The sequence below is a fragment of the Bifidobacterium sp. POST2/T3 (B1) genome (assembly GCF_058197115.1).
On record NZ_JBVPQK010000020.1, the window covers coordinates 1 to 19,602 of the forward strand.

The window sequence follows — 19,602 nt, forward strand, 5'->3', positions numbered from 1 at the left end:
TGACTGTCGCGCGGGAAGCTCCCGTGCTTAGCAACCGCTTTCAATCATCAGCATTCCATCAAGGCTGGAGAAAGCGCACGAATATGCTCTGGGTGGAGATGTCCGCCGGGGTCCCGCGGGCGGTCAAGCCTGGTGCGGATAATGGAGCCATGCCAGTGCTGAACGACGAGATTCCCGATGATGACGACTTCGATGCCGATCGCGACCGTGGCGCCTTCTCACACATCACCCCTGAGGATTTCAACCGGGGTTTTTCGGGCTCGAATCCCCCCGGATGGCTGGATCGTGACTCCATCGACCGTGCTCGGCGCTGCCTGCCCATGCCCTATGTGGAGGTAGTTCCGGTTCGTGTGGATGACATGAGTGCAGTCACCCAGGTGGGTACGCTTCTGCGCGTGGATGATCAGGGCAATATCGAGCGCACCCTGATTACCGGACGGATTCTCTATCACGAGACCATCAGAGAGGCTCTGGCCAGAAACATTGCCAAGGATCTGGGCCAGTTGGCCCTGCCCATGCTGCCTGCCAGCCCGCAGCCTTTCACCGTGGCTGAGTTTTTCCCCACGCCAGGGGTTTCGGAGTACTACGATCCGCGCCAGCATGCCATCGCGCTGTGCTATCTGGTGCCGGTGGCCGGGGACTGCAAGCCCCAGGACGAGACCCTGGATGTGGAGTGGATCGATCCCAAAGGGGACATGCTGGAGTCCTTCATGAGCCAGATGCCCGGCGGGCATGGCAAGGTGCTGATGAGTGCCCTGACATGGGCTGGTGCACTGTGAATCGCGAATCCTTGGAGGCGGGCATGACCATTGCCAATACCGTATATCGTCATGGGAAGGGGCTGCCGCTGGTCCTGGTCCATGCTTTCCCTGTGGACCACCGCATGTGGGATCGGTGCGCGGCCTCGCTGATTGCGCAGGCAGATCGTGCGGGTATAGAGCCCTTTCCGGTCTATGCGCCAGATATGCCAGGAGCAGGCGATTGCCCTCTGCCTGGGCCGACTTCCTGTGGTCCGGAAGATTCTGATGGCGCCCTTCCTGGTGCATTGGATGCCATGGCTCAAGCCTTTGTGGACATGATTGCCGCCACGGGAGCGCAGAAGGCCATCTGGGTCGGACTTTCCATGGGAGGCTATCTGGTCGAGGCCGTAGCCAGGCTTTATCCGCGGATGGTGGCCGGGCTGGCCTTATGTGACACCACCATGATGGCTGACCGTCCGGCCTCCCGTGCCAACCGGCTGCGGATCGCCCGAACCTGTGAGGTGGAGGGGACGCTTGATCCGGTCATGCATTTCGCCAGGCCCCAGGAAGGCGATTCCACGGTCAAGTGTTCGCCCGCCTTCGTGCAGACCATGACCGAATGGATACAGTCCCAGGATCCCCGGGGTATTGCCTGGCGGGAGCGGATGGCTGCAGGCCGTCCGGATCAGAGCGATCTGGCCGGCCGCATCAGAGTGCCCGTGGCCCTGGTCAGCGGCCGCTGCGATCCCTCCAGCTCCCCAAGCACCATGGAGCCGTTGGCTCAGACCATGCGTCAGGCTGGAACCGATGTCACTTTCACTGCCATCGAAGACTGCGGCCACTTCAGCGCCGTCGAGCATCCGGATCAGGTGGCCGCCGCCCTGCTGGACCTGGTTCGTCGCGTGGGGGGACAGTCATGAGCGATTCCGGGACGGTCTTCTCCCCGCTGGCACTTACTGGACCCCTGTCCTTCCTGCCCTTGGCTCAGGGGGATGTGGATTATGACACGGCGTCTCGGCAGCAGCCCGGGCTGCTTGACCACCTGCTGGACCAGGACGGCACTGGAGTCATCCTGGTGCGGGGCGACAGGGTGGCTGTGCCCAGGGGCAAAGGGGTTCTGGCCGGCCGAACTGGGGCCAGCATCCGTCTGGCCACCCTGCCCGCTGCATATTTGCGAGGTCCTTTGGCGGGCTCGACGGACCGGTTCGAGCTGCCCTGCTACTACCTGGGGAAGGCCGGCCAGCAGGCCTGGCTGGCCCTGGATCTGAATCTTGTCTGTACACATCGGGCTGTCCAAGCCCCCCTTCGTGACCTGGTTCAGGCTGCGGATCAGCGCTTTGACTGGCTTGCCCTGCGTGAGTATGCCCCACATGGCCGTCCGCGTCAGGTGGGCCTGGCAACCTGTGCGGTCGCGCTGTCCATATGGCATGAACGCCAGGCCTTCTGCCCTCAATGTGGTGCACCGGTCCATCCTTGCCAGGCCGGATGGGCTCAGATTTGCCAAGGGAATGCATCAGGGGACAAACACACGCTCTTTCCCCGCATTGAGCCCGCAGTGATCATGGCCGTTGTGGACGGTCGCGATCGGCTTCTGCTCCAGCACAACCGGAAGTGGGCTCCTGGCTTTCGCTCGGTCACTGCAGGATTCGTCGAGGCTGGGGAGAATCTGGAGCATGCAGTCCGACGGGAGACCATGGAAGAGGTGGGCCTGAACCTGGGCGAGATGCGGTATCTGGGCTCCCAGCCCTGGCCCTTCCCCTCATCGCTGATGGTGGCTTTCAGAGCCAGATCCCTGAATACGAATATCCGAGTGGACGGTGAGGAGACCGATGAGGCCAACTGGTTCACACGGGAGGAATTCGGGGCTACTCTGGCCTCGGGCCGGTTGCGTATACCCCAGGCGGCCAGTGTGGCCAGGTACATGATTGAGCAGTGGTACGGCAGCGAGCTCTGATTCATTGGGGTGGTGTTGCACCCCCGGACCTGGTCTTGCCGTAAGATATTCCAAGGACCGTAAGCAGCGAAAGGTGTGTTATGGCTATGGAGGAGCAAGAAGAGTCCCGTATCTCTGATGTCGACCAGGCTGAAACAGTGACCATGCCGCCGACGATGGGCAACGGGCCCGATCCTGTGGACCTCTTTGCCGACGAGGAAGCAGAGCGGGCCTTCGGCGCAGGTGTCAGCCATAAGGCTCCTTCGAGCGGTCATCGGGGACGTACCATCCTGGCTCTGTTGCTTTTGGCTGTGCTGATTCTGGTGGGTTGCTGGTTTGGCGTCCGTGCCTTCTTCCGCGATCGGGTGGCCCCCGGCGTCACCCTGGGAGGGCAGGTCATGATGGGCCGGACCAAGGACCAGGTCAAGCAGATCGTCGATCGACAGGTACGTGACTCCCAGGTGGAGATCAAGGGTGAAGGCACATCCGCCCGGGCGGGGCTGAAAGACCTGGGCGTAAGCGTGGATTCGGATGCAACGGTCACCAAGATCATGGATGCCAAGGGCTCCGCAGGCCTCTCCCGGCTGAACCCTTTCCACGGCGAGGCTGTGCCGCTGGTGGCCGAGCGGGATCAGCTGGCCATGGACAAGTATCTGACTGAACATTTCATCCCCCGCCAGGACCGTTCCGCTCCTTCAACCATCGTTTTCGATCAAGGCGCACACGCCTTCCGGGCCCAGGAGGGTCGCAGCGGCAAGGCGCCTGAGTTGGGCCGCGTGCAGGATGCCGTCTCATCCTTGGTGGACAAGCCCGGCAGGCGTCTGGCCGTAGGGATGGTCTACAAGGACGTGGCCATGCCCATCAGTCTGGACACCGCCAATAAGGTGGCCTCTCAAGCCAACCAACGACTGGCCAAGGATTTGGTCATCAAGGGTGCCGATAATGACCTTATGACGGTCCCGGCTGCCACCGTGGCCACCTGGGTCAAGCCGGTCACTGATCTGGACAAGGGGACCATGGAGCTGGGCTTCGATCGGCAGGCCATCAACCAGTATCTGGACCAGGAGCTTGCCCGGCAACTGAATCGGGACATGGTCACCGCCGTCAATGTCAAGAACACCAAGGGCGATGTGGTGGCCGAGACCACCAAGGGAGTGGACGGTGTCCGGGTCAAGGACGTGTCCGCCACTGCAGACTTGGTTGTCAAGGCATTGGAACAGGGCGATACGAACCCAGTACAGGCGAGCGCCGAGATCACACCCCACAAGGAGCAGACCCGTGTGGCCCGCTACGACGTGCCGGACGGCGACATGTGGATTCAGGTCAACCTCAGTGACCAGACCGCCACCGCCTACCACGGCACCACCCAGGTCAAGACCTTCCCCATATGCTCAGGCAAACCCGCTGACGGGAGATGGTCCGACACCGGCACCTTCTTCATTTATCTGCGCTATCCGGTTCAGACCATGCGCGGGGATGGCTACGTTTTGCCCAATATCACATGGGTCTCCTACTACAACGGCGATGAGGGCTTCCACACGGCCAATTGGAACTCTACCGGCATCGCCAAGGGCGACCCTGCCCTATACGGATCCCACGGCTGCATCAATATGTATGAGCAGGACGCCAAGTGGGTCTTTGACAACGCTCCGATCGGGACCATGGTCAAGGTGGTGGGACAGGCTCCGTCGGGTTCGGCCCGCTAGGAGCACTTGCTGCGGCAGACGGCCGAGTAGGCTGGAACCATGAGTGATGAACACAGTGATGGGACTTCCCGTTTGGATGTGCCCGAACACCTGCGGTATTCCCAGGATCATGTCTGGATCGACCCCAGCCAATCCCCGGCGCCCATGGGCGTGACCGAGTATGCGGCGGACCAGCTGGGAGACCTGGTTTTTCTGGACTTGCCCGAAACCGGCACACACGTCGATGCCGGCGATGAGGTCATTGAGCTGGAGTCCTCCAAGGCTGTTGAGCCGGTGGTCTGTCCAGTGGCGGGCACCATCGCCTATGTCAATAGGGCAGCCTCGGACGATCCGGAGGTCATCAACTCCGACCCCTATGGGGAAGGCTGGATAGCCAAGATCGACCTGGAGGACGATGAGCCCGACTTGATGAGCGCCGAGGAGTACGGTCAGCTGCTGAAGAGCCTGAACTGACGGTTTAGCTATGACCAGGCGATCCGGCCGCAATGAAGGGCCCCTGCGGGTCCGATCGGTCAGCACCACCTTCGATTCAGCCGCGCCCGGGGAGGACATCGAGAGCAGACCAGCTCCGGTGCGTCTGTTGCGTCGCCTGATTACTGGCGCCTTCGACCTCTGGGTGGGGTTGTCCATCAATATGACCGGGCGCCTGGGCTGGTCGGCCGATGTCCAACCCTATGTGGGCTACGGTACCGAGTCATACTCCCGGCTGATATGCCGTACCATTCTGACCGACGGCAGCAGACGCGCAGATCCCGCCATTCGGGGTATCTGCGGCCTGCTGACCGTACCCGCGCCCAGGACCAGGGTCAGGCTGGCCATTGACAGCACGGCCATCGGAAGGGTCCAGGTGGGCGATTCCTCGGTCTACGATGCCGTAGATCCAAGCCGCAGCCTGAGTGCGGATGCCGTCTTCTCCGACCGATCGGGCTACCTGGATCTGGTGGCCGAGCATCGGCTGCCCCCGGGCGTGCACCGGGTCTCCTACCAGGTGCGGGGCCGCCGGCCCGTCGACGCGCCTTTATACATCGTGCCCGGTCAGACTCCTGTCGGCGTCATCTCCGACGTGGACGACACCATCATGATCAGCCAAGTGCCCAATCATTGGAAGGCTGCCTGGAACCTGCTTTTGTCAAACCCGCACCGACGGTCTTCGGTGCCGGGCATGGCCGTGCTTTACAACCGCATCCGCGATCTGGACCCCCGGATGCCTTTCTTCTACCTGTCGGCCTCGCCCTGGAATGTGGAGGGATCCATACGCGCTTTCATCCGCGACCACGGCTTTCCGGCTGGCCCCTTGTTGCTGCGAGATCTGGATCCCAGGCCCAAGACCTTCGTACCCTCCATCGTGCAGCACAAGATGGAGTTCATCCGCCAGCTCATGGCCGACTTTCCCAAGATGCGCTTCGTGCTCATGGGCGATGACGGGCAGAGCGATCCCTCCACCTTCGCCCAGGTGGTACGGCAATATCCGGGCCGCGTCCTGGCCATTGGCATCCGTCAGCTGAGTCCTCAGGAAACCGGGCTTGGAAACTTGATCAAACGCACTGCCACCCAGCCGATGCCAGTGACGGAGGTGCCGGTCTTTTACGGGACCACAGGCGCCAATTTGATGCGAACCCTGCTGCCCTATCTGCGTCGTTGTGCCCGAATATAATCGCCCCATGAGTTTTTCGGCCGTCAATCCCGTTCCTCCACGTGCACAACGCCGTCCCTCTGATCGATGCTTCCATGGGGATCACTTCGAAGATCCTTACGAGTGGATGCGCAACCGTGAGGATCCGGCCACCAAGGCCTATGTGCGTGATGAGAACCGATACTGCCAGGAACGGCTTGCCGGTCAGGAGGGTTTGCGGGCCACCCTGCTCAAGGAGTTCACCGACCGGGTACAGCAGACCGACATGTCGGTGCCCACCCGGATGCACGGCTACTGGTACTTCTCCCGCACGCTCAAGGGCCAGGAGTATGGGGTGCAGTGCCGCCTGCCGGTGCGCGACCATGATGATTGGGATCCTCCTGCTGTCGAGGCCGATGCGGCGCCCGGGTCCATGCCGGGCGAGGAGGTCATCTTCGATGCCAATGCCGAGGCCAAGGGGCATGACTTTTTCTCCTTGGGGTGCCTGGACCTGAGCGCCGACGGCCGGTGGATGCTCTATGGACTGGACACCAAAGGCAATGAGCGCTACGACCTGTGCATCCGGGATTTGGCCGAGAACCGAGACCTGCCTGATCGGATTGACCAGGTCTCCTCGGGGGCAGTGCTGACCCCCGACGGCCGCTGGGTCTTCTACACCGGCCTGGACAAGGCCTGGCGTCCGGACACGGTCTGGAGGCATAAGGTGGGCACCTCGGCCGATCAGGATGTCATGGTCTACCAGGAGGACGATGAGCGCTTCTGGGTGGGGCTGGGCCTGAGCTACGACGAATCCGCCATGCTGATTGCCACCGGGTCCAAGACCACCAGTGAGGTGCTCATGCTGGACCTGAAGGATCCGCAGGGTGAGTTTGTGCCCTTGATCCCCCGCAAGGAGGGGGTCGAGTACGACATCAGCCTGGCCCGGTTCGAAAATGCCGGTCCGGCGGGGGAGGACCTGCCGGTGGCCGTGGTTTACCACAATGTGAACAACCCCAACTTCGAGGTGGACCTGATCGATCTGCGCAGCCACCGTCCGCCCTTCCGCCTGGGAGAGGGGGTGCGGCTGGCACAGGGCAGCCCCTATGGCTGCGAAGGCTCCGGAGACCTGTCCTCTCTGCCGCCCGAGAAGCCTTATCGGGACCCGGGCAATCCCGCCATCCTGCAGGGCGCTCGCGGGTTGGGCATCGAAGGGTTGGGCATCCACCGCAGCTTCGTGGTCCTGACCTACCGGGCCGACAGCCTGCCCCACATGGCCGTCATCGCCAAGGACCAGGCGTTGGAGGATTTGCGGGCGGGTCGGCCCTGGCGCTTCCGTGAGGTCCTGCCCGACCGGGCCAAGAACGGCATTGACCGTCTCTACAGCATCGGCCCCACGGACAACCCCTCCTACCAGGCTCCCGGGCTGCGCTACATCCGGGGCAGCTATGGAACCCCAGCCGAGTTGCGGGAGTTGGATCCAGTCCGGGGTGTGGATCGGCTGCTCAAGCGGGCTCGGGTTCTAGGCGACTTTAAACCCGAGCGCTACGCCGAGCGTCGAATTCTGGTCCGCGTCAGGGATGGGGCCCTAGTGCCGGTCTCGCTGGTCTGGCGGCGGGGCATGCATCCGGCGCTGGACGCCAGCGGGAGGACCGGGCCCGATGACACGGTCATCCAGGCTCCCGACCATCCCGAGCGCCGTCCTTGGCCGGACCAGGATCCGGATAGGTCTGCACCCATGTTCATCACCGGGTATGGGGCTTACGAAATCAGCCAGGAACCGGGCTTTTCCACCGGTCGGCTCAGCCTGCTGGACCGGGGAGTGCTCTACGCCGTCCCACATGTGCGCGGCGGCGGGGAGATGGGCCGCGCCTGGTACGAGCAGGGCCGCCGGCTGCACAAGGTCAATACCTTCCTGGACTTCCTCGACGTCACTGCCGCTCTGCAGGCTCAGGGTTGGGCGGATCCCCGTCATACCGTGGCCAACGGCGGGTCGGCCGGCGGGCTGTTGATGGGGGCCGTGGCCAATATGGCCCCTCAGCTCTATGCCGGCATCGAGGCGGATGTGCCTTTTGTGGATGCGCTGACCAGCATCCTGGATCCGAACCTGCCGCTGACCGTGACCGAATGGGACGAGTGGGGAGACCCCCTGCATGATCAGCAGGTCTACCGGTATATGCGTTCCTACTCGCCCTACGAGAACGTTCCTGATGCTGATAGTAGGCGCCGGCTCTTCGGCAGTGACCACTTCCCTGCCATCCTGGTGACCACATCCATGAACGACACCCGCGTGCTCTACGTGGAGCCGCTCAAGTGGGTGGCCAGGCTGCAGGAGCCGCAGGTGAGGGCCGATGCGCTGATCAGAATCGAGGTCCAGGCAGGCCACGGGGGCATTAGCGGACGTTACCGGCAATGGGAGGAGCTGGCCTTCGAGAATGCCTGGTGCCTGTCCATCATGGTCCCCGAAAGCCGCTGATCCTGGTCTGTCCGGGATTCGGTCGGGGTCATGAAAGGGCCTTGGCTGGCTCGTTATGCTCGGGGTATGACAAATAGCAAGCAGAAAACATATCACATTGCGGTCATTGCCGGTGACGGCATCGGCAAGGAGATCGTACCCCAGGCACAAGCCGTCCTGGAAAAGGTGACCCGGGGCAAGGCTGATATCCGTTATGAGGATTTCGACCTGGGCGCTGAGCGTTACCTGCGTGATGGAGCCGTTCTGCCCGACGAGGATCTGGACAGGCTCAAGCAGCAGGATGCCATCCTCTTGGGGGCCATCGGCGACCCGCGGATCAAGGCCGGCATCCTGGAGCGTGGACTGCTGCTTAAAATGCGTTTCGAACTGGATCAATACATCAATCTGAGGCCTTCCAAGCTCTACAAGGGCGTGGTGTCGCCCCTGGCCAATCCGGGAGACATCGATTTCGTAGTCGTGCGGGAGGGCACCGAGGGGCTTTACGCCGGGGCCGGCGGTTCCATTCGCCGGGGCACCCCCCAGGAGGTGGCCACCGAGGTCTCCATCAATACGGCTTACGGAGCGGAACGGGTCATCCGCTATGCCTTCCAACTGGCCATGAAGCGTCGCCGCCGCCTGACCCTGGTCCACAAGAAGAATGTGCTGACCAACGCAGGAGACATGTGGCAGCGGCTGGTGGATCAAGTGGGCCAGGAGTATCCCGACGTGGAGCGTGAGTACCTGCACATCGACGCCTCCACCATATTCATGGTGACCGAGCCCAGCCGCTTTGACGTGATCGTGACCGACAACCTCTTCGGAGACATCCTCACCGACGAGGCGGGAGCTGTGGTGGGGGGTGTGGGTTACTCGGCCTCCGGCTGCATCAACGCCTCGGGCACCTACCCATCAATGTTCGAGCCCATCCACGGGTCCGCCCCTGACATCGCCGGTAAGGGGATTGCCAACCCCACGGCGGCCATTCTCTCGGCGGGTATGCTCCTGGATCATCTGGGCTTTGAGAGCGAGGCGGCCAGCATTGAGCGTGCTGTGGAGGACGATATCGAGCGGTCCGGCTCCACCCAGCGGAGTACGGAGCAGATTGGCAAGGATATTCTGGCCCGGCTGTAATCGGGCCGGATGGCGGCTAGACTGGAGGGCATGACTATGGATGATGCCCCTCAGCCGGGCGACCGGCAGTCCAACGATACGCCGACAGGAAATCCTGGTTTCGGCACCTCCCCATCCCCGCAGGTACCGCCTGAGCATCGGGATCCTGTCGGCGGGGATACCCCTGCCGGTGCAGCTGACGGTCAGCGGCAGACTGCGGGCTATCCAGCTGGCCATGACGTTGGCGGAGGGAATCAGAATCCGTATCAGGCCGGTCAATATCCCACTAGCCAGTATCCCCATGGCGGGTATCCGACAGGGCAGAGGTACGATTCCGGATACCCGTTTGCCCCTCAGAATGGCGGCCAAAATCCTGGGGCCTATCAGACGGGGCCCTACCGGCCTAATCAGTATCCGACCGCCGGTTATCCAACAGGTCAGCAATATCCTGCTGGGCAGTATTCAGATGGCCGTTATCCTGACGGACAGTATCCTGGCGCTCAGAATCCACAAAGGCCCTATCAGCCGGGACCGGGCTATCCCGGCCAGTATCCGGCTGGTCAATACCCCCAGGGCGGGTATCCGGGCAATCAATACCCGATGGGCCAGTATCCCGGCAATCAGTATCCCGGCGGGCAGTATCCTCCCCAGACTTCCATGCCCTGGCCCTACCCGGTCATGCCCCAGGGAGGGTATCCGGGGGCAATGCCCAACGGCAGGGGAGCCTACCCGATATCGCCCACCCCGCACAGCAAGCTGGCAGCCGGGTTGCTCAGCATCTTTCTGGGATGCTTCGGCGTGGGCAACTTCTACCTGGGCAGGACCGGCCGGGGTGTGGCTCAGCTCATGCTCACCCTGATCGGCTTCCCCTTCTTCTTCATCGGGCCGACCATCGCCATGATTTGGGGGCTTATCGAAGGCATCCTGATTCTGACATCCTCGGCCGGCTCCTTCTGGCATCGTGACGCTCGCGGATGGGAGCTGACGGATTGAATCCGGCCTGTCTGCGCGGCGTCGGCAAGCAGATGGGCGGCAAACTGGCGGCCGTAACCCTGACCCTGGGCCAGGGATCCGACTCGCGTCCGGTCATTTCCTCATGCAGGATTGACGGCGACTTCTTCGCTGAGCCAGCCCCGTCAGCCTCTCAGGAATCCGGAGGGGTTCATGGGCCGGTATCCCGGCTGGAATCCGCAATCTGCGACCTCCCGTTGCCTTTGGACCCTGGTTTGGCTCTGGAAAGGCTGGACAGGGTCATGGCAGAAGGGGACGGTCAACGGGTAGTCGGTGTGTCTCCATGGAGCCTGGTGACCGCTCTGGAGCGCGCTCTGCCTGATGGGTTGGTTATCCAAAGACAGGGGAAGTCCGACCAGCTGCCGTCCGTCTCGGACCAGACCTCTTCCAGGCGGTCCCAGCCGGACGAGGCCGAATGCCGCCGCCGTTGGTCTGGCCTAAAACTGGACCTGATCAGGGACAGTCCACGTCAGCCGGTCATGCAGATGGCCATGGACCAGGCTCTCAATGATGCCGTGGCTCAGGGCCAGCTGCCACCCACTCTGCGCATCTGGAACTGGTCGGCACCGGCGGTGATCCTGGGGCGCTTCCAGTCCCTGAGCAGAGAGGTCCACGTCGAGCGGGCGCGCAGTCTGGGCTTTACCCTGGTCCGCCGCTGCACCGGTGGTGGCACCATGGTCATTCAGCCCGACCGGGCCATTACCTATTCCCTCTATCTGCCCTTGGACTTTGTCAAAGGAACCGACCTGATCGACTCCTATCGGATCTGCGACTATTGGCTGGTCCGTGGTCTGCGCATGCAAGGGATTCAGGCCGGATGGCAGGGCATGAATGACATCGCCTCCCCGCGGGGCAAGATGGGGGGCGCCGCTCAGAGAAGGCTGCCAGCAGGCTCCTACGGACCGGGCGGGTTGCTCCACCACACCACGCTTTCTTATTCGGTGGATGCCGACCTGATGGCCCAGGTGCTCAACGTGGACCCGGAGAAGTTCCATGACAAGGCCGTAACCTCGGTCAGAAGCCGGGTGGATCCCATCGACAGGCAGACCAGTCTGTCCCGTCAATCCCTGATCGATATTCTTCTGGATACCCTGCCCTCCCTGGTAGAGGATCTGCGCATCTCTAAGCCTGCGCCCGAGGTTGAGCAGCGAGCCCGTACTTTGGCCGGGCAGCGCTACGGCCGTGAGGAGTGGACCGCCCAGATCGCCTGACCAGGCAAGGGGGTTGATGTGTGTGGGTATAATCGTGCTCAGTCGCGTCGAACCCGGCGTGAGGTCATCAACCATACGCGAGTCGGTGCAGACCCGCCAGACATGGCAAAAAGGAGTGCGGAGTATGGCGGTTCACAAGCCCAATGAGATTCCCGATGACGGGAACGCCCTCAGGCAGACCGCCTTATTCAAACAAGTGCCCAGGCTGGACGCCGACCAGCTTTTGGGTACCATGCACGAGTCCACATACGCCAAGGGGTCCACGGTCTTTCGACAGGGTGACACCGACCACCGCATGTATCTGCTGGAGGAGGGCCGGGTCAAGCTGGTCCGCCAGTCGCCCGACCGTCGCATCCAGCTGCTCAGCATCCACGGGCGCGGGGAGATCCTGGGCGAAATTCCCGTCTTTGACCCTTCCGGTGGGCCGCGTACAGCCTCTGCCGTGGTCATGGTCAACAAGACCAAGGTGGCGGCACTGGACCACGATACCCTCTTCGACTGGCTCAACCAGCATCCCAAGGTGGCTGTGGACATGCTTCAGGTGCTGGCCCACCGTCTGCGGACCGACAACGAGCGCATCTCCGACCTGGTCTTTCTGGACGTGCCGGCCCGCCTGGCCAAGACCCTGCTGGATCTGGCCACACGCTTTGGTGAGCCCTTCGAGCAGGGGCTGATGGTCCCCTACGATCTGACTCAGGAGGAGCTGGCCCAGCTGGTCGGCGCCTCACGGGAGACCGTCAATAAGGCCCTGATGGACTTCTCCAACCGGGGATGGATCTCTCGCAAGGGCCGTACCATCATCATCTTCCAGCCTGGACCGCTGATTCGACGCTCGCGCATGTAAACGCCACTGTTCGGTAGAGCCGACGGCCTAGGATGGAGACCATGCCCGAACAAAAGAAATCCATGTCGGTCAGGCGCTTCTTCACGCTGCTGCTGGCTTACCTCATCTTCTGCATCGCAGGTGGCGTGGTCGTCTCTGGTTTCCTGTCTCCCGTTGTCTTCGGCATCAACGCCGCCTCCAGGAATCTGATGCCTGCACTGAAGACGGACAACATCGACTTCAACGTGAACGATCTGCCTCAGCAGTCTCGCCTCTACGCCTCCGACGGGCATACGGTCATCGCCACCTTCTATGCGCAAAACAGGATTGTGGTGCCCATCAAGGACGTTTCCGGGTACATGCAGAAGGCTGTGGTAGCCCGCGAGGACCGTCGTTTCTTCGAGCATGCCGGCGTGGACACCCAGGGCGTGCTCAGGGCCTTCATCCAGACCTACATCAAGCAGGGTGATACACAGGGCGGCTCCTCCCTGACCCAGCAGTACGTCAAGAACGTGCTCATGAGCCAGGCTGCGGAGAACAACGACCCCATCGCCGAGTACCACGCCCAGGAGGAGACCATAGCCCGCAAGATGCGGGAGATGCTGATTGCGGTGCAGATGGAGAAGAAGTACTCCAAGGCCGAGATTCTTCAAGGGTATTTGAACATCGCTCAGTTCGGCACCAACGTCTATGGGGTTGAGTCGGCGGCCAGGCGCTACTTCAGCAAGTCGGCCAAGGACCTGGATCCGGGCGAGGCCGCGACCATCGCCGCCGTGACCAAGAATCCCGCCCGCTTCGATCCCACCGTCAACGTCAAGGCATCTCAGGAGCAGCGGGACATCGTCCTGGATCTGATGCGCCAGGAGAACTACATCACCCAGCGCCAGTATGACGAGTACAAGGCCAAGCCGCTGGATCAGATGCTGCATGTGCAGTCCGCGGACGCCGGCTGCCAGGCGGCTGGGGACGCGGCCTTCTTCTGCGACTACGTGACCAAGCAAATCCTCAACTCCAAGGAGTTTGGCAAGAGCCAGGAGGAGCGCAACAAGCTCCTCAAGGAGGGCGGTCTGGACATCTACACCACAATGGACGTCAACGCCAACGCTGCAGCCATGAAGGCGGCCCGGGACACCATCCCCGTGGATGATCCGACCGGCTTTGAGGTCACGATGGCGGCCATTCGCCCGGGCACCGGCGAGGTCCTGGGCTTCGGCATCAACCGCATTTACGATGCCACCCAGAACTCCGGCGGCGGCACCCGCACGGCCATCAACTATGCAGTGGACCAGCAGGACGGCGGCGGCTGGGGTTTCCCCGTGGGCTCCTCCTGGAAGCCCATCAACATGGTGGCCTGGATGAAGGCCGGCAAGTCCATCAACCAGCCCCTGCGCACATCCACCAGCTACCCAGAGACCACATTCGCCTGCACTGAGGCTGACGGCACCCCTTACGGGTTCGGCACCGGCAGCTGGCATGTGGAAAATGCAAGCGGCGGCACCACCTCGCCGGAGACCCCCCTGCAGGCCCTGATCCGCTCGCACAACACCACCCAGGCCTCCATGGCCCAGCAGATCGGCCTGTGCAGCATAGCGGATACAGCCAAGGACATGGGCTACCACAATTCGCCCAAGGACCAGATGGACATCCACTCGGCCAACAGCTTCCAGCCGCCAATGGTGATCGGAGCGGTCCAGGCTTCCCCCCTGACCATGGCCAATGTCTTCGCCACCATTGCCGCCAAGGGCGTGGCCTGCAGCCCCATCGCCATGACCAAGGTGGTCGACAAGAACAATCGGTCCATCAAGGTGCCCAAGGCCAATTGCCATCAGGCCATTGACCCGGGCATCGCCGAGACCACCGCCTATGCCATTAACCAGGGCGTGGTCCAGCCCGGAGGCGTGGCGTCCGTGGCCCAGCTGGACGGGGGCCGCAAGACCTTTGCCAAGACGGGCACCCATGAGGACAAGTACATGCTGACCGGCGGATTCGTACCCCAGGTGGCTGCCTTCGTCACTGTGGGCAATGCGGAGGGCCAGGTCTCCTTCAACAACAAGACCATCAACGGACGGTTCTTCCACATCTGGGACGGCGTATCCATCGCCGCCCCGGCCTGGAAGGACTTCATGAACACCTACCTGGCCGCAGCCAATATCCAGCCGGACAATTCCTACGGCAATCCCGATCCCCGCTTCACCGGCGGGGTCCAGCAGTCTCAGCCATCCCAGCAGCTCCAGCAACGGTCCACGGGCAGACAGTGACAGACCTAACCGTCACGGCCAAGGGGAACAACAAGGGAACCAGAGGAGCCAGTCCGGAGCGATCACAGACGGTGGATTCGCCAGAGGACCAGGGCCTGTGCCTACAATAGTGACCATTAGGGATTCGTCAACGGGCGGACCACGAGGGGTGCGGCCGCCCGCCGGGAGAGGCAGGAACTGATGGTCCAGGAATATTCGGAGCTGGATGACAAGGCCCCTCGGGCCGACGGCCGGGTCAAGGAAGATCAGGCAATGCCAGGACCAGTGAGCGGCTCTGGCAGGCTGGATGTGTCCAAACCGATCCGGCCCTTTGAGTCGGGTGTCGCCGACGGCAGGAAGAAGTCTGGCAAGGCGATCAAATCCTTCAAGAAGGGCAAGAAGGATAAGAGAGACAAAAAGGCTGGGAAATCAAAGTCAGGCAGAAGGCGGGAGAGGGCCCTGCCCGCGCTCTTCCAGCCCATGGAACTGCGAGATCAGCATATCCGCAACAGGATCTGGATGCCGCCCATGGACACCTATTCGGTCCTGCGGCACGACGGAGTTCCTACCAACTTCCATTATCAGCACTATGTGTCTCGGGCCCTGGGTGGCTTCGGAGTCGTCATCGGGGAGGCCACGGCCGTAGATCCCCAGGGGCGGATCTCGCCCTGCGATGTAGGGCTGTGGAACGACGAGCAGACCAGGGCCTGGCAGGGCATCGTCCGGGATGTCAAGGCCGCTGGGGCGGTTCCTGTCGTCCAGCTCAACCACTCGGGGCGCAAGGGCTCCTCCGGGTGCTCTTCCATGGGTTATATCAATGCCACCGTGCCTGTGGCCGAGGGCGGCTGGCAGCCCGTAGGCCCCAGCCCCATCGCCTTTGGGAAGATGGCGGTCCCGGTTCAGCTCTCGCGGGCTCAGATAGCCTCCATTGTGGCTGATTTTCGCTCTGCTGCGGTACGAGCCGTTCAGGCTGGCTTCCTGGGAGTGGAGCTGCATGCCGCCCACGGCTACCTGCTCTCCCAATTCCTCGACCCTCTGATCAACCGACGCAACGATGAATACGGAGGGGACCTTTCTGGCAGGATGCGCCTGCTGATCCAGGTGACCGATGCCGTGCGCGAGGTCATTCCCTCGGGCATGCCCCTGCTGGTGCGCATGTCCGCCACTGACTGGGCCACTGGCGGATGGGGCCTGGACGAGACCATCCGTACTGCCAAGGTGCTCAAGCTGCACGGGGTGGATCTGATTGACGTTTCCACCGGGGGTCTGGTGCCAGGCGTGGAGATTCCGGCCGCCCCCAACTACCAGGTGCCTTTCTCCTATCAGGTGCGCAGCCAAGTGCTGATTCCCACCACGGCGGTGGGGCTGATCACCAAGCCCAAGCAAGCCAACCGGATTGTACGCAAGGGCTTGGCTGATGCGGTCGAGATTGGTCGAGCCAGCCTGCGTGACCCCTACTGGCCGCTCAGGGCCGCCTATAAACTGGGACTGTCCGCTCAGCAGACCCCTTACCCTGAGCCTTACAGGCGCGGGGCCTACGGCATCGCACGCTGAGAGCAGCCATGGACGCTGTTCGCGGCGGAGCAGGGACCATTGTGGTCATGCCCACCTATCAGGAGGCTGACAACATCGGGGTGATCCTTCCTCAGCTGCTTGCCTGCTGTCCTGAGGTCGATGTCCTGGTCGTAGACGACAGCTCGCCGGACGGCACTGGCGCTATGGCCGAGGATATGGCCAGCCGCGATCCTCGCGTGCATGTCATCCATCGGAATGCCCGTCGTGGGTTGGGTCCAGCCTACATACAGGGGTTCCGCTGGTCGTTGGAGCACGGCTATGACCTGATCTGCGAGATGGACATGGACGGCTCCCATCGGCCCCAGGATCTGGCCAGGATGCTGGCGGTGGCCCGAGGCCATGCACATCCGGGCCTGGTCATCGGCTCGCGCCGGGTGCGCGGAGGCCGCACTCAACATTGGCCCTGGTATCGGGATCTGATCTCGCGTGTGGGATCCTGGTATGCACGCACCGCCCTGGGGTCCTCCGTACGGGACATGACTGCCGGCCTGCGGGTCTATCGAGCGGACGTGCTGAGGCGGATCGATCTGGGAAGGGTTCGATCCAGCGGCTACGTCTTCCAGGTGGATATGCTGCGTCGAGTCCAGGCCATGGGCGTTAGCGTGGTCGAAGTACCTATAGTCTTCGTGGAGCGGGTTCGCGGCAGCTCGAAGATGGATACGGGGATTGTTCTGGAGGCCATGGCCCAGGTAACCCTGTGGGGACTTGAGCGGTTGACCCGTCGAAACTGACATCGGGTTACATTCGTGTTCGCTTTCTTAAGCGACCCTGCAGGCATCTTTTGGAGATTTGAAGGATCAATTACGCCTTGATGAATAGATTCCTGCAAGAGCTTTGGCTGGCTTCAGGTGTATGGAAGAATGGTTCCAACGTCGAAGAAATGTCGTTTTTTCGCCCCTGCTTGGTAATGGCGACCGCAGTCCGATTACCAGCTTGCCAATTTGGGCGAATGTGTGCGATAATGTTCGAATGATATCGTCACAACGCCAACACCTGATATTGAACCGGTTGCGTACTCGTGGCGCAGTCCGTATTACCGCCCTCTCCAAGGAGCTGGGCGTCTCAGCCATGACCATTCGCCGGGACATTGCCGACCTGGCAGACAAGGGCCTGCTCAAAAGGGTCCACGGAGGGGCCGTCACCACCAGCTCGCTTCTGGCTGAGCCGCTCTTCTCGGTCAAGTCACAGATGGACATGGGTCTCAAGGACACCATCGCCCGTCGTGCCATCGACTATGTCTCGCCGGGCGACGTCATCGCCATCGGGGGCGGGACCACGGCCTATGTCTTCGCCCAGCACCTCCTGGAGAGCCGCCAGTGCGCCGGCGTGACCCTGCTGACCAATTCCATTCCCGTGGCCGAACTGGTCCAGGCCATGGAGAGCAAGGACGTGGAGGTCATCGTCACCGGCGGCGTCATCACCCGGTCCAACTCCCTGGTAGGCCCTATTGCGGACAAGGTCATCGCCTCCTTGCGGGTCAACACGGTCTTTTTGGGCACCCACTCGGTTTCCATCCCTCGTGGCTTCCTTATGCCCAACTCCCTGGAGGCGGCTACGGATATGGCCTTGATGGACATCGCCGACCGGACCATCATCCTGACCGACCACACCAAGTGGAGCTGCACATCCCTGTCCCTGTTCGCCTCCTTCGACCAGGTGGACACCGTCATCACCGACGACCAGCTGGACCAGGAGTCGGCCGAGGCCACGCGGTCCCTTGTCAAGCGGCTGGTTCTGGTGCCGGTCAACCCCGAGGAGGGCCAGGCTCAAGACGGATCCTCCGGTGGGTCCGGGCCTGCGGCCGGGGAAGCGGACCATGCCGGATGAGCGGGCAGTCACCCAGGGATGCGCCGGTTGCCATAGCGGGTTGTCATGGATTGTCAATCATCACGGACGATGAAGGAGCAGCATGAAATCAGAGCAGTATGTCCCCCAGCGGTATGTTCCCGGCGACTATGCCAGAGAGCACATCCGCATCACCCCTACCAGGCTGGCCGACGGGCGTCGGTTTTTCTACTTGGATGATGATCCCGAGTATGTCTCCGGCCGCAAGACGAGACGCCTGGATGACCCTCGTCCCCTGACCGACCGGTTCGCTCCCCATCAGGATCAGGAGGGCAGGACGGTGCCCTTCCAACCGCCGCAGATGCGCCGGGATCCTCTGACCGGAGACTGGATCCCTATGGCTACAGCCCGTATGAACCGGCCCATCACCGCCGGTCCCCAGGCCACAGCCAAGGGCAACCCCCTGGCCGCCAGAAAGCCCGGAGACCCCTACCAGGATGGGGAGATTCCCGATGTGGACTACAACGTGGCGATCTTCGAGAACCGCTTCCCCTCCATGATGCAGGTGCCCAATACGCAGGCGACCGACCAGTCCTCCCTGGTGGACGGCAACCCCCTATGGCCGGTGCGCGAGGCCAACGGACGCTGTGAGGTGGTCTGCTTTGACCCTGACGAGCACGCGCTGCCTGCCGATCTGCCGGTCTCCCGTCTGCGGACGGTGGTGGAGGCCTGGGCCTTCCGGACTGCAGAGATCTCGGCCATGGAGGGCATCGAACAGATTTTCCCCTTCGAGAACCATGGGCAGGAGATCGGTGTCTCCCTTGCCCACCCCCACGGACAGATCTACTGCTATCCCTTCATCGCCCCCCGGCTGGAGCAGGAGCTGAGGCAGTGCGCCGACTATCGTGAACGCACCGGCGGCAACCTTTTGGCGGACATCCTCAAGGCTGAGCTGGATTCCGGTCGACGTGTCGTCTTCCGCAACGCCACCTGGGTGGCCTACGTGCCCGCCGCTGCACGCTGGCCCCTGGAAGTCCACATGGCCCCTGTGCGGGACGGGATCCTGAGTCTGGACCAGTTGAACGACCAGGAGCGCTGGGATCTGGCCGTCATGTATTCCACCCTGCTCAAGCGGGGCAACGCCTTCTTCGACAAGGGCGACGGCAAGGGGATGGACCTGCCCTACATCGCCGCCTGGCATCAGGCCCCGCTGCACGATCCGCGGCGGGAGGACTACCGGCTCAACCTGCAGTTCTTCTCCTTCCGCCGTGCCGTGGACAAAATCAAGTATCTTGCCGGGTCCGAGTCGGGCATGGCCGCCTGGGTGTCGGACACCACCCCCGAGCGGATTGCCGACCGTTTCCGCCAGCTGGGGCCCTTGGATCTGGAGAAGGGAGAGAATCAATG

At 62.5% G+C, this 19,602-nt stretch carries 16 protein-coding genes; all 16 read left to right on the top strand.

What is annotated here, in order from left to right; all coding sequences use genetic code 11:
• Positions 1–149: 149 nt before the first annotated feature.
• Positions 150–779: an NUDIX hydrolase family protein gene (locus AC0AP0_RS02055; protein WP_046322519.1), complete on the top strand. Its 630-nt coding sequence runs from the start codon at positions 150–152 to the stop codon at positions 777–779.
• Between the two features lie 23 nt (positions 780–802).
• Positions 803–1,660: an alpha/beta fold hydrolase gene (locus AC0AP0_RS02060; protein WP_183122165.1), complete on the top strand. Its 858-nt coding sequence runs from the start codon at positions 803–805 to the stop codon at positions 1,658–1,660.
• Positions 1,657–2,694 carry an NAD(+) diphosphatase gene (gene nudC / locus AC0AP0_RS02065; protein WP_490429209.1) on the top strand — a complete coding sequence of 346 codons (1,038 nt, stop codon included), beginning with the start codon at positions 1,657–1,659 and terminating at the stop codon, positions 2,692–2,694. Before AC0AP0_RS02060 ends, nudC begins: the two co-directional genes overlap by 4 nt.
• A gap of 80 nt (positions 2,695–2,774) precedes the next feature.
• The gene (locus AC0AP0_RS02070; protein ID WP_052733254.1) at positions 2,775–4,379 is read left to right on the top strand and encodes a L,D-transpeptidase; all 1,605 of its coding nucleotides are present in this window, start codon (positions 2,775–2,777) and stop codon (positions 4,377–4,379) included.
• Between the two features lie 39 nt (positions 4,380–4,418).
• The gene (gene gcvH / locus AC0AP0_RS02075) at positions 4,419–4,832 is read left to right on the top strand and encodes a glycine cleavage system protein GcvH (RefSeq protein ID WP_045935082.1); all 414 of its coding nucleotides are present in this window, start codon (positions 4,419–4,421) and stop codon (positions 4,830–4,832) included.
• A 10-nt stretch (positions 4,833–4,842) separates the two neighbouring features.
• Positions 4,843–6,033, top strand: coding sequence for an App1 family protein phosphatidate phosphatase (locus AC0AP0_RS02080; protein ID WP_490429210.1), 1,191 nt, complete (start codon positions 4,843–4,845; stop codon positions 6,031–6,033).
• A gap of 7 nt (positions 6,034–6,040) precedes the next feature.
• On the top strand, positions 6,041–8,464 hold the full coding sequence (locus AC0AP0_RS02085) for a S9 family peptidase (protein WP_490429216.1): 2,424 nt from the start codon (positions 6,041–6,043) through the stop codon (positions 8,462–8,464).
• 66 nt (positions 8,465–8,530) lie between these two features.
• Positions 8,531–9,574: a 3-isopropylmalate dehydrogenase gene (locus AC0AP0_RS02090; protein WP_490429211.1), complete on the top strand. Its 1,044-nt coding sequence runs from the start codon at positions 8,531–8,533 to the stop codon at positions 9,572–9,574.
• A gap of 30 nt (positions 9,575–9,604) precedes the next feature.
• Complete coding sequence (locus tag AC0AP0_RS02095; RefSeq protein WP_490429212.1) at positions 9,605–10,546, top strand: TM2 domain-containing protein; 942 nt, start codon at positions 9,605–9,607, stop codon at positions 10,544–10,546.
• Complete coding sequence (locus AC0AP0_RS02100) at positions 10,528–11,775, top strand: lipoate--protein ligase family protein (RefSeq protein WP_490429213.1); 1,248 nt, start codon at positions 10,528–10,530, stop codon at positions 11,773–11,775. The genes AC0AP0_RS02095 and AC0AP0_RS02100 overlap by 19 nt, the downstream gene beginning before the upstream one ends.
• 124 nt (positions 11,776–11,899) lie before the next feature.
• On the top strand, positions 11,900–12,619 hold the full coding sequence (locus AC0AP0_RS02105; RefSeq protein ID WP_046322531.1) for a Crp/Fnr family transcriptional regulator: 720 nt from the start codon (positions 11,900–11,902) through the stop codon (positions 12,617–12,619).
• A 41-nt stretch (positions 12,620–12,660) separates the two neighbouring features.
• The gene (locus AC0AP0_RS02110) at positions 12,661–14,856 is read left to right on the top strand and encodes a transglycosylase domain-containing protein (protein ID WP_046322533.1); all 2,196 of its coding nucleotides are present in this window, start codon (positions 12,661–12,663) and stop codon (positions 14,854–14,856) included.
• 180 nt (positions 14,857–15,036) lie between these two features.
• Complete coding sequence (locus AC0AP0_RS02115) at positions 15,037–16,389, top strand: NADH:flavin oxidoreductase/NADH oxidase (RefSeq protein WP_490429214.1); 1,353 nt, start codon at positions 15,037–15,039, stop codon at positions 16,387–16,389.
• 8 nt (positions 16,390–16,397) lie between these two features.
• Positions 16,398–17,141, top strand: coding sequence for a polyprenol monophosphomannose synthase (locus AC0AP0_RS02120; RefSeq protein WP_198191461.1), 744 nt, complete (start codon positions 16,398–16,400; stop codon positions 17,139–17,141).
• 220 nt (positions 17,142–17,361) lie between these two features.
• Entirely contained in the window at positions 17,362–18,237 is an 876-nt protein-coding gene (locus AC0AP0_RS02125; protein WP_313840635.1) for a DeoR/GlpR family DNA-binding transcription regulator, read from the top strand.
• A gap of 82 nt (positions 18,238–18,319) precedes the next feature.
• Positions 18,320–19,602, top strand: a 1,283-nt coding sequence (galT, locus tag AC0AP0_RS02130) for a galactose-1-phosphate uridylyltransferase (RefSeq protein ID WP_490429215.1), incomplete at its 3' end; no start/stop codon positions are given.

Coding starts and splice junctions, on each gene's coding strand:
- AC0AP0_RS02100 (WP_490429213.1), top strand. CDS start 10,528: ATGGGAGCTGACGGATTGAATCCGGCCTGTCTGCGCGGCGTCGGCAAG.
- AC0AP0_RS02115 (WP_490429214.1), top strand. CDS start 15,037: ATGGTCCAGGAATATTCGGAGCTGGATGACAAGGCCCCTCGGGCCGAC.
- AC0AP0_RS02070 (WP_052733254.1), top strand. CDS start 2,775: ATGGCTATGGAGGAGCAAGAAGAGTCCCGTATCTCTGATGTCGACCAG.
- gcvH (WP_045935082.1), top strand. CDS start 4,419: ATGAGTGATGAACACAGTGATGGGACTTCCCGTTTGGATGTGCCCGAA.
- AC0AP0_RS02095 (WP_490429212.1), top strand. CDS start 9,605: ATGACTATGGATGATGCCCCTCAGCCGGGCGACCGGCAGTCCAACGAT.
- AC0AP0_RS02080 (WP_490429210.1), top strand. CDS start 4,843: ATGACCAGGCGATCCGGCCGCAATGAAGGGCCCCTGCGGGTCCGATCG.
- AC0AP0_RS02105 (WP_046322531.1), top strand. CDS start 11,900: ATGGCGGTTCACAAGCCCAATGAGATTCCCGATGACGGGAACGCCCTC.
- AC0AP0_RS02085 (WP_490429216.1), top strand. CDS start 6,041: ATGAGTTTTTCGGCCGTCAATCCCGTTCCTCCACGTGCACAACGCCGT.
- AC0AP0_RS02110 (WP_046322533.1), top strand. CDS start 12,661: ATGCCCGAACAAAAGAAATCCATGTCGGTCAGGCGCTTCTTCACGCTG.
- AC0AP0_RS02060 (WP_183122165.1), top strand. CDS start 803: ATGACCATTGCCAATACCGTATATCGTCATGGGAAGGGGCTGCCGCTG.
- AC0AP0_RS02055 (WP_046322519.1), top strand. CDS start 150: ATGCCAGTGCTGAACGACGAGATTCCCGATGATGACGACTTCGATGCC.
- AC0AP0_RS02090 (WP_490429211.1), top strand. CDS start 8,531: ATGACAAATAGCAAGCAGAAAACATATCACATTGCGGTCATTGCCGGT.
- AC0AP0_RS02120 (WP_198191461.1), top strand. CDS start 16,398: ATGGACGCTGTTCGCGGCGGAGCAGGGACCATTGTGGTCATGCCCACC.
- nudC (WP_490429209.1), top strand. CDS start 1,657: ATGAGCGATTCCGGGACGGTCTTCTCCCCGCTGGCACTTACTGGACCC.